This is a genomic window from Photobacterium carnosum (assembly GCF_002849605.1).
GTDB lineage: Bacteria > Pseudomonadota > Gammaproteobacteria > Enterobacterales > Vibrionaceae > Photobacterium > Photobacterium carnosum.
The window spans coordinates 1-10,391 of sequence record NZ_NPIB01000045.1; the positions used below are offsets into that span (position 1 = coordinate 1).

The following is a 10,391-nucleotide window of genomic DNA, read 5'->3' on the forward strand; positions in this document are numbered from 1 at the left end:
CGGTAGCAATCGAGGTAATAGTGATCGCTGCCGCAATCTTAGTATCAACACCGTAAGGATCGACATTCGTCGCCGTGGCACTGTTGCCTGCATCATCCGTAGTGGTGACGGTTGCCGTCACACTATCAGCCTTCGCACCGGCTAAGGCGCTGCCCTCTACCTCTGCCGTCCACGTTAACTTACCGTCATGCTCCACAACTTTCGTGGTACCCACCGCGTGTCCGTCAACCGTAATCGTAACGGTATCGCCGACTTTAACATCTGCGCCCACGGTACCCGTGACAGGAACTTTGCTCTGCGCTTCACCTGCGTTGATAACACCATCGGTAGCAATCGAGGTAATAGTGATCGCTGCCGCAATCTTAGTATCAACACCGTAAGGATCGACATTCGTCGCCGTGGCACTGTTGCCTGCATCATCCGTAGTGGTGACGGTTGCCGTCACACTATCCGCCTTCGCACCGGCTAAGGCGCTGCCCTCTACCTCTGCCGTCCACGTTAACTTACCGTCATGCTCCACAACTTTCGTGGTACCCACCGCGTGTCCGTCAACCGTAATCGTAACGGTATCGCCGACTTTAACATCTGCGCCCACGGTACCCGTGACAGGAACTTTGCTCTGCGCTTCACCTGCGTTGATAACACCATCGGTAGCAATCGAGGTAATAGTGATCGCTGCCGCAATCTTAGTATCAACACCGTAAGGATCGACATTCGTCGCCGTGGCACTGTTGCCTGCATCATCCGTAGTGGTGACGGTTGCCGTCACACTATCCGCCGTCGCACCGTCTAAAACGCTACCGTCGACTTCTGCCGTCCACGTTAACTTGCCATTGTGACTTTCTACTGTAGCAGTACCTACCGCTTTACCATCTACAGTAACCGTAACGGTATCGCCGACTTTAACATCTGCGCCCACGGTACCCGTCACAGGAACTTTGCTGTGCGCTTCATCTGCGTTGATAACACCATCGGTAGCAATCGAGGTAATAGTAATGGCTGCCGCAATATCAGTATCAATGTTGTAAGAGTGATCGTCTGTCGCCGTGGCACGGTTACCCGCATCATCCGTGGTGGTGACGGTTGCCGTCACACTATCAGCCGTCGCACCGTCTAAGGCGCTGCCGTCAACCTCTGCCGTCCACGTTAACTTACCGTCATGCTCCACAACTTTCGTGGTACCCACCGCGTGTCCGTCAACCGTAATCGTAACGGTATCGCCGACTTTAACATCTGCGCCCACGGTACCCGTGACAGGAACTTTGCTCTGCGCTTCACCTGCGTTGATAACACCATCGGTAGCAATCGAGGTAATAGTGATCGCTGCCGCAATCTTAGTATCAACACCGTAAGGATCGACATTCGTCGCCGTGGCACTGTTGCCTGCATCATCCGTAGTGGTGACGGTTGCCGTCACACTATCAGCCTTCGCACCGGCTAAGGCGCTGCCCTCTACCTCTGCCGTCCACGTTAACTTACCGTCATGCTCCACAACTTTCGTGGTACCCACCGCGTGTCCGTCAACCGTAATCGTAACGGTATCGCCGACTTTAACATCTGCGCCCACGGTCCCCGTGACAGGAACTTTGCTCTGCGCTTCACCTGCGTTGATAACACCATCGGTAGCAATCGAGGTAATAGTGATCGCTGCCGCAATATCAGTATCAACACCGTAAGGATGAACGTTCGTCGCCGTGGCACTGTTGCCCGCTTTATCTGTGGTGGTGACGGTTGCCGTCACACTATCAGCCGTCGCACCGTCTAAGACGCTACCGTCGACTTCTGCCGTCCACGTTAACTTGCCGTCCTGCTCCACAACGTTCGTGGTACCCACTGTTTGACCATCAACCGTAATCGTAACGGTATCGCCGACTTTAACATCTTTGCCCACGGTCCCCGTCACAGGGACGTTGCTGTCCGCTTCATCTGCGTTAATGACACCGTCAGTAGCAATCGAGGTAATAGTGATCGCTGCCGCAATATCAGTATCAATGTTGTAAGAGTGATCGTCTGTCGCCGTGGCACGGTTACCCGCATCATCCGTGGTGGTGACGGTTGCCGTCACACTATCAGCCGTCGCACCGTCTAAGACGCTACCGTCAACTTCTGCCGTCCACGTTAACTTGCCGTCCTGCTCCACAACTTTTGTGGTACCTACGGTTTGACCATCAACAACGACCGTAACGGTATCGCCGACTTTAACATCTGCGCCCACGGTACCCGTGACAGGAACTTTGTTCTGCGCTTCACCTGCGTTGATAACACCGTCAGTAGCAATCGAGGTAATAGTGATCGCTGCCGCAATATCAGTATCAATGTTGTAAGAGTGATCGTCTGTCGCCGTGGCACGGTTACCCGCATCATCCGTGGTGGTGACGGTTGCCGTCACACTATCAGCCGTCGCACCGTCTAAGACGCTACCGTCAACTTCTGCCGTCCACGTTAACTTGCCGTCCTGCTCCACAACTTTTGTGGTACCTACGGTTTGACCATCAACAACGACCGTAACGGTATCGCCGACTTTAACATCTGCGCCCACGGTACCCGTGACAGGAACTTTGTTCTGCGCTTCACCTGCGTTGATAACACCATCGGTAGCAATCGAGGTAATAGTGATCGCTGCCGCAATGTCAGTATCAATGTTGTAAGAGTGATCGTCTGTCGCCGTGGCACGGTTACCCGCATCATCCGTGGTGGTGACGGTTGCCGTCACACTATCAGCCGTCGCACCGTCTAAGATGCTACCGTCGACTTCTGCCGTCCACGTTAACTTGCCGTCCTGCTCCACAACTTTTGTGGTACCCACGGTTTGACCATCAACAACGACCGTAACGGTATCGCCGACTTTAACATCTGCGCCCACGGTACCCGTAACAGGGACTTTGTTGTGCGCTTCATCTGCGTTGATAACACCGTCGGTAGCAATCGAGGTAATAGTAATCGCTGCCGCAATGTCAGTATCAACGGTGTAAATATGATCATCTGTCGCAGTGGCGCTATGGCCTGCTTCATCATGAGTTATCACGGTAGCGGTGACATTATCGGTGGTGGCGTTATCTAATACGCTGCCATCAACCTCTGCCGTCCACGTTAACTTGCCATTGTGACTTTCTACTGTGGCAGTACCTACCGCTTTACCATCTACAGTGATCGTAACGGTATCGCCAACTTTGACATCACCATCAACGGTACCGGTTACAGGCACTTTGCCGTGGGACTCGTTCTCATTGATCACATTGTCACCACCAATGGTGGTGATGGTGACACCTGCGTCTAATTTAGAGTACGATATACTACCACCGTCCTCTATATGACTTTTTTTGACACTTGGCTCGTAAGCAGTATCAAATCCTGCCTTTGCTAACATCGAATCATTATCGTAATTAATCGTGATAAAACTCGCTGTTGCTGATGAACCATTTAATCCCACATCACCTGCGGCTGTTGCTTCAAATAATTTAGTTGGATCTTGTCCTGTTAAAATAGCATTCTGAATAGCACTAATATCATTATCGGAAAACGGCGTATTCTTAATACCGTCATGATTAAAATCAATACCATGCTTTAAACTAACAATTTTGAGTCCATCAGCAGATAACATTGAACAAGTGGACACTGGTTGATCAATAACTTGTTCAATGCCATCTTTCTTAAAAATCATTTTAGTACTGCTATTAGCAATAATAATCTCATCAGATTGAAGTTGATAATGATTATTAATAGCTAAAATATTTTTATTATTTTTAATAACAAAACAGGTACCATCAATAAGCTTTAGCTCATTGTTATTATTTTCAATTTTAACCATACTACATTCAACCTTAACTCTAATAATTGATAACGAACCGCATTCATTACATCATCAATTTAATTATTACCATTAATGATATATATTTTATACATGTATATGCGCAGCTACACATATATTCTAACAAAGCATTAAATAGAAAATATCACTTTACGTCAATACCTTGACGGATTATCATTCGAGAATATTAATTAAAAAACACTCTCTTGTATAATCATCAACAATACGTAATATTAAATTTATTTATACAAATATGGATTGTAATTAACCTACTAAATAGCTAGTTAAATGATGTAATTTGTATGTTCTTTGTAAGCCGTTTTTCTTGAGACCTAAGTTTTATATGAGTAAAAAAGCCATCTCGATATCAAACAATGATCTCGATTTTATTGATGATAAATCATCAGCATTGCTACTGAATACACCTAAAAGTGCCAGAATCATTTTATGGGTAATGATATTATTTTTCTTTATCGCATTTACTTGGGCTTATTTTGCGAAACTCGATAAAGTAACGACAGGTTCAGGAAAAGTTATTCCGTCATCTCAGTTACAAGTAGTACAAAACCTCGAAGGCGGGATTGTTAAGCAGGTTTTTGTAAAAGAAGGCCAACAAGTTAAGAAAGGTCAAACATTACTACTCATAGATGACACACAATTTAGATCTGACTTTAAAGAAAAAACCCAAAGTCTTGCAGCCATGCAGGCTGATTCGTTACGTCTTAACGCATTACTTGCCAATGTTACTGTAAATAAAAACACTAAAAATACCGAATGGCGAAAAAGCGTTAATGTTACTAGCATTCCGCCCGTTTTTACTGCTAATTTCAAGAACAAACATGCTCAATTAGTACACAGACAACTTAACCAATTCACGGGTAAATTAAATAATTTAGAAAATCAATTATCTGTTGCATCACAGCAAGCATCACAAAAAGAACGAGAACTAACAGAAACACGCTCTCGAGTATCTAATCTTCGTGATAGTTATAATATCGCAATGAAAGAATATAATATCACCAAACCATTAGCGGATGAAGGTGTTGTTCCTCGCATTGAGCTATTAAAATTACAACGTTCACTTAATGATACTAAACGAGATCTAAACTCAGCAAAACTACAAATTCCAGTAACCCAAGCAGCTATTCAAGAAACTGAATTTAAATATATAGATATTGCACTACAATTTCGCTCAGAAATTCAAGCTAAGCTAAATGAAACCAGTGATAAATTATCTAGCATGACAGAAACACAAGTAGGCCTTAAAGATCGAGTTAAACGTACAACGGTTGTTTCACCTGTTACAGGCACTATTCAAAAAATATATGTCAATACTGTTGGTGGGGTTATTCAACCCGGTATGCCATTAGTAGAAATTGTCCCCACTGAAGACACGCTATTAATTGAAGCAAAAATAGCCCCTCAAGATATAGGTTTTTTAAGACCCGGATTACCGACTATCATAAAATTCAGTGCTTATGATTTTACCAATTATGGCGGTCTCAAAGGAACAGTAGAGACAATCAGTGCCGACACAATCCAAGATAAAAAAGGCAATAGTTTCTATCAAGTAAAAATTCGTACCAATGCAAGTAGCCTTAAAGGTCCTAATGGCGAAGCATTACCAATCATTCCAGGAATGACGGCATCAGCAGATATCATTACAGGTAAACGTTCTGTACTTGATTATTTACTGAAACCAATCCTCAGAGCGCGTCAAACGGCATTAAGAGAATAAAATAATGACAAAAAAGTATATATTTAGAAAAGTTGCTCTATTAATTAGCCTTCAATGTTTGGCAACGCCAGTAATGGCGCAATCATTAGAGCAAGCTATTGCTGAAACACTTTCAACTAATCCTGATATAAAAAGTGCTTACAATGAATTTCAAAGTAAACACCAATTAGTTAATGCGGCTAAGGGTGATTATTTACCATCAGTCGATCTAGAAGCAGGTATTGGACATGATGATTACAAAGCAAACAGTCCTTCAGGCCAATACCGCCCTCAAAGTGCCCAACTAAATATTCGTCAATTAATTTGGGATGGTTCTATTACGTATAACGATATTCAACGTAATAAATCAGAAACAGAAGCCCAACGTTATCAACTATTATCTGACGCACAAGACAAGGCACTTAAAGCAACCGAAGCTTATCTTAATGTCCTCCATGCTCAAGATGTACTGGCTCTGTCTCAATCTAATCTTAAAGTGCATCAAAAAATGTACGTTGATATCAAAAAGCGTGCAGATGCAGGTATCGGTTCGACCGCTGATTTAGCACAAGTTGATGGCCGTTTAGCCAGTTCTAATACCAATTTATTGGCTGCAGAAAGTAATCTTCAAGATAAAATTACAGCGTTTGTGCGAATTATTGGCGCTTACCCAACTGATCTTATAAAACCTGAAGTTGACAGTAATTATCTACCAATATCTTTAGATGATGCACTGACGAAAGCCGAAAAAAACAATCCGGTTGTTTATATTGCATCAAATGATATCAATGCCGCGGAATATCAATATAAACAAGCACAAGGTACTTTCTATCCATCTTTTAGCATTGAAGCATCACAAGAATGGGGAAACCATCTTAATGGTTCAGCCGGCGATACCGATGAACTAAAAGCCATGTTAAAAATGCGCTATAACCTATTTAATGGCGGAAGTGACGTCGCTAAATCACGTCGAGCAGCTTATCAAATCAATAAATCCAAAGATATTCGTGATCGCGCCTATCGAATGTTAGAAGAAGGTACTCGTCTTTCTTGGAGTGCCTTAACGTTATCAAAAAAACAAAAAATATTCTTACAAGAACATGTTGATGCTTCTGCACGTACCGTTATTGCTTATGAAAAACAATTTAAGATAGGTCAACGTTCTTTACTGGATGTACTAAATACTGAAAATGAATTATTCGAAGCCCGTAAAGCTTATTTTACAGCTGAATATGACGGTATTTTAGCTAAATATCGCGTATTAAATGCTACCGGATTAATTCTTAGTGAGATGCGCGTTGAAATACCTCAATCTTGGGTACAATCAGCTAAATAAAGGAACAAAATATGAAATACACAATTATTGGGTTACTCGCACTATCATTATTTGGATGCTCACTTTCAGTGCCTCAACCACCCATTGCAAAGCAAACTAAAAATTTATTTGATAACGACAGTGATGGCGTCATTAACCAACGAGATCATTGTCCAAAAACCCCCATTGATGCTGTCGTCGATAACAATGGCTGCCCGACTTATATTGACAGTTCTGAAGAAAATAAGATCCATGTGTTATTTGCTAATGATTCTTCGGTGATCTTTGAAAATTATAGAAATAATATCAAGAATATGAGTACGTTCTTAGCGAAATACCCTAAAACACATATAGAGTTAAAAGGTTATGCGAGTCCTGTTGGTAATACTGCTTATAATGTTGCCTTATCAAAACGCCGTGCAAGCGTAATCCGCCAAGCATTAATAAATGAAGGCGTTACACCCGCTCGCATTAAAACGGTTGGTTTTGGCGATAGTGATCCAGTTAAAGCATCTGATATTGAAGAAAGTAATACATTAAGTCGTCGAGTCGTGGCACAAGTAGTTGGTTCTCAAGGTAATGTAGTTAAAGAATGGACGGTATATACCGTTCGTGAAAATTAAACAGAAAATTTCCCATTGAAGAAGATAACTTTTTGGTTACTTTGTTGCTTACTAGCAGTAAATGTTCTTGCTGCTAGTAACACACAACAGATAGAAAAAATAACTCAATTTTATGGTGAACGCGCAGGTAAACGAGCAACAGCCTGGCGCGCACTCATCAAAAACTCACAACATTTAACTGAACGCCAGAAACTTAATGCTACTAATACTTTTTTTAATCAATTTTTTTTCATTAGCGATCAAAAGCTATGGGGAAAAGAAGATTATTGGGCAACACCTTACGAATTTATTGGTGCAGGTGCGGGTGATTGTGAAGATTTTAGTATTGCCAAATACAAAATGTTACTTAAGCTTGGCATTAATGACAATAAACTCAGATTAATATATGTAAAAGCACTTAAACTTAATCAATTCCATATGGTTGTTGCTTATTATCCAAAACCATCAGCAATACCACTGATTTTAGATAATCTCAAAGGCGATATTTTACCAGCGACTCAGCGTAATGATTTACTACCGATATACAGTTTTAATGGTAGTAAATTATGGCTTATGAAACAAAAAGGACAAGAACAAATAGCGGGTAAAGCTTCGCGCTTAAGTCTTTGGAATGATTTACGTAGTCGCTCTCAAAAGATCAAGCTAAACCAACCACTAAACATTTATTAATGAGTAAATAACAATGACTCTTTACCGACAACTTCTACTGTGGATGTTAGTTGTATTATTTTTACTGATAAGTGCTGTGTTTACTATTCAATTTAATACCACTAAAAGTTATTTAATTGAACAACAATCAACTGAACTTAATAATGTTGTAAACTCAATCGGCTTTGCTCTATCTCCATACCTAAAAGAAAAAGATTTTATTTCAGCAGAATCCGTTATTAATGCCACTTTTGATTCGGGTTACTACAGCCAAGTAAAACTAACCTTACTCGACTCTAACAAAGAAATTATTCGCCAATACCCTCAACGAATAGATAATATTCCTGATTGGTTCCAATCATTAATCCAGATTAAAGCAATTACTCAAACTACAACCTTAACCAGTGGTTGGCTACAACTCGCCAATTTAACAGTTATTAGCAGTCCTGTTTCAGCCTATATCCAATTATGGAAAGCAACTATTCAACTTGTACTTGGTTTTATAACAAGCCTATTATTGACTGCTATTGTATTATCCTTAGTACTCAATAAAGTATTACGTCCATTAAAACAAATTCAAAAAAGTGCACAAGAAATAGCACATAACCATTTCACGGATCCTTTACCGACACCTCATACTCGTGAATTATCTGATCTCGTTATTGCTTTTAATTCGATGAATACTCAGTTACAACAACATTTTGAACAACAAGCTCAAGAGGCCGATACTTTACGTATTCGTGCCTATCAAGATCCCGTATCAGGTTTAGCTAACCGCAGTTACTTAATGACCAAACTAAAATCATGGTTATTACATAAACCTACTGGCGGTATCATTCTATTAAAATCTGATGCTATTGAAGATAACTATCAGCAATCAGGTTATGAAAAAGGTGATAAGTTAGTACAAAAACTTACTAATCACCTAAAAGAACTTTCTACTGATAATGTTACCATCGCTCGTCTAAACCAATCAGAATTTATGCTGATTGCACCTAATGCCTCCGAAGATGAACTTATGGATACTGCCCGTTCGATGCTACATATGACATCAGAGCTTAATTCAGATCCTCTTGGGATAGCACCACTTCAAGCTGCTGTTGGTATCGTAATGTGTTCAGATACTCTAACAATAACGGCTTTACTTGCTCATGCTGATAATGCAGTAAATAAAGCGCGTCACGAAATTAAAGAACCTATAGCTTTATTAGAAATTAATGAGAAAAAAACAACACCAGCAATAGGTAAACAACAATGGAAAATATTAGTTGATGAAGCAATAGCAAATAATCTAATCCATTTTACTTTCCAAAAAGCAATTGATGCAAACAATGCTGTAATTCATAAAGAAATGTTCGCTTATATTAAAAAAGGCCAACAATGCTTTAATGCTGGTCAATTTTTATCTGCTATTGAGAAACTTAATGAGGGTACTAAATTTGACTGCTACATTATAGATACTCTGTTTAATCAATTGGTGGGCAAAACCGAATCCGTACCTATCGCTATTAATATTACTCAAAGTAGCATTAATGATACAGGGTTTATTCGCTGGCTTAATAGCAAGCTTCAAGCTTGTAGCGAGATGAAACAACATGTTTTGTTTGAATTGCCTGAAATTTGTTTTATTAAAAATATAAATAATACTAGCTTACTTTGTGAAATTATTCGTAACAATGGATTTAAATTTGGTATTGATAATTATGGTCATAATTTCAGCTCGATAGGTTATCTGAATAAATTACGACCTAGCTATGTGAAATTAGATTTTTCATATACGTCCCAATTAGATAATCAAGTAAAAACAGACGTTTTAGAATCGATAACACGTAGTGCCAATAACCTTTCAGTACTCACTATCGCCTCCCGTGTGGAAACTATTGAACAAAAAGACAAATTAACACAGCTACAAATTCAAGGTTTTCAAGGTTACGTCACCGATCAGTTAGTTAATGGGAAATAACATGAAAGATCCATTGCTTCAATCACTTGCTTATATTAGTCGTTTCTACGGCCAAGCAAATTCACCGGATGCCTTAATTGCAGATCTACCGCTAACCGATGGTTTACTAACCCCCTTTTTATTACCTCGCGCAGCAGAAAAGGCAGGGCTTCAGGCTAAACAAACACAATTAACATTCGATAAGTTATCGCCATTATTATTCCCGGTCATTGCCATACTAAAAGGGGGTGATGCTTGTGTAGTACTCAGTATTGATCAAGAAAAAGGTGAAGCTGAAGTTGTCCTTCCTCAAAGTGATGGCTCTGAGCAATGGATTA

At 40.6% G+C, this 10,391-nt stretch carries 7 protein-coding genes; 6 read left to right on the forward strand and 1 reads right to left on the reverse strand.

Annotated features, from left to right (window positions below; translation table 11 throughout):
- A partial coding sequence (locus CIK00_RS20710) for a retention module-containing protein (protein ID WP_144043200.1) occupies window positions 1–3,808 on the reverse strand: 3,808 nt, incomplete at its 3' end.
- Between the two features lie 343 nt (window positions 3,809–4,151).
- Between CIK00_RS20710 and CIK00_RS20715 the strand changes: the two genes are divergently transcribed.
- The 6 genes from CIK00_RS20715 to CIK00_RS20740 form a co-directional block, all read left to right on the forward strand.
- Window positions 4,152–5,546 (forward strand): HlyD family type I secretion periplasmic adaptor subunit, encoded by a 1,395-nt coding sequence (locus tag CIK00_RS20715; protein ID WP_101770413.1) that lies wholly within the window; start codon window positions 4,152–4,154, stop codon window positions 5,544–5,546.
- Between the two features lie 4 nt (window positions 5,547–5,550).
- Window positions 5,551–6,861 carry a TolC family outer membrane protein gene (locus CIK00_RS20720; protein ID WP_101770414.1) on the forward strand — a complete coding sequence of 437 codons (1,311 nt, stop codon included), beginning with the start codon at window positions 5,551–5,553 and terminating at the stop codon, window positions 6,859–6,861.
- A gap of 11 nt (window positions 6,862–6,872) precedes the next feature.
- Entirely contained in the window at window positions 6,873–7,463 is a 591-nt protein-coding gene (locus tag CIK00_RS20725; RefSeq protein WP_101770415.1) for an OmpA family protein, read from the forward strand.
- Window positions 7,464–7,487: 24 nt separating this feature from the next.
- Window positions 7,488–8,132 (forward strand): transglutaminase-like cysteine peptidase, encoded by a 645-nt coding sequence (locus CIK00_RS20730; RefSeq protein WP_373322847.1) that lies wholly within the window; start codon window positions 7,488–7,490, stop codon window positions 8,130–8,132.
- A gap of 13 nt (window positions 8,133–8,145) precedes the next feature.
- Complete coding sequence (locus CIK00_RS20735; protein WP_101770417.1) at window positions 8,146–10,074, forward strand: bifunctional diguanylate cyclase/phosphodiesterase; 1,929 nt, start codon at window positions 8,146–8,148, stop codon at window positions 10,072–10,074.
- A gap of 1 nt (window position 10,075) precedes the next feature.
- Window positions 10,076–10,391: cysteine peptidase family C39 domain-containing protein (locus CIK00_RS20740; protein WP_233426586.1), on the forward strand; the 316-nt coding region annotated here is incomplete at its 3' end.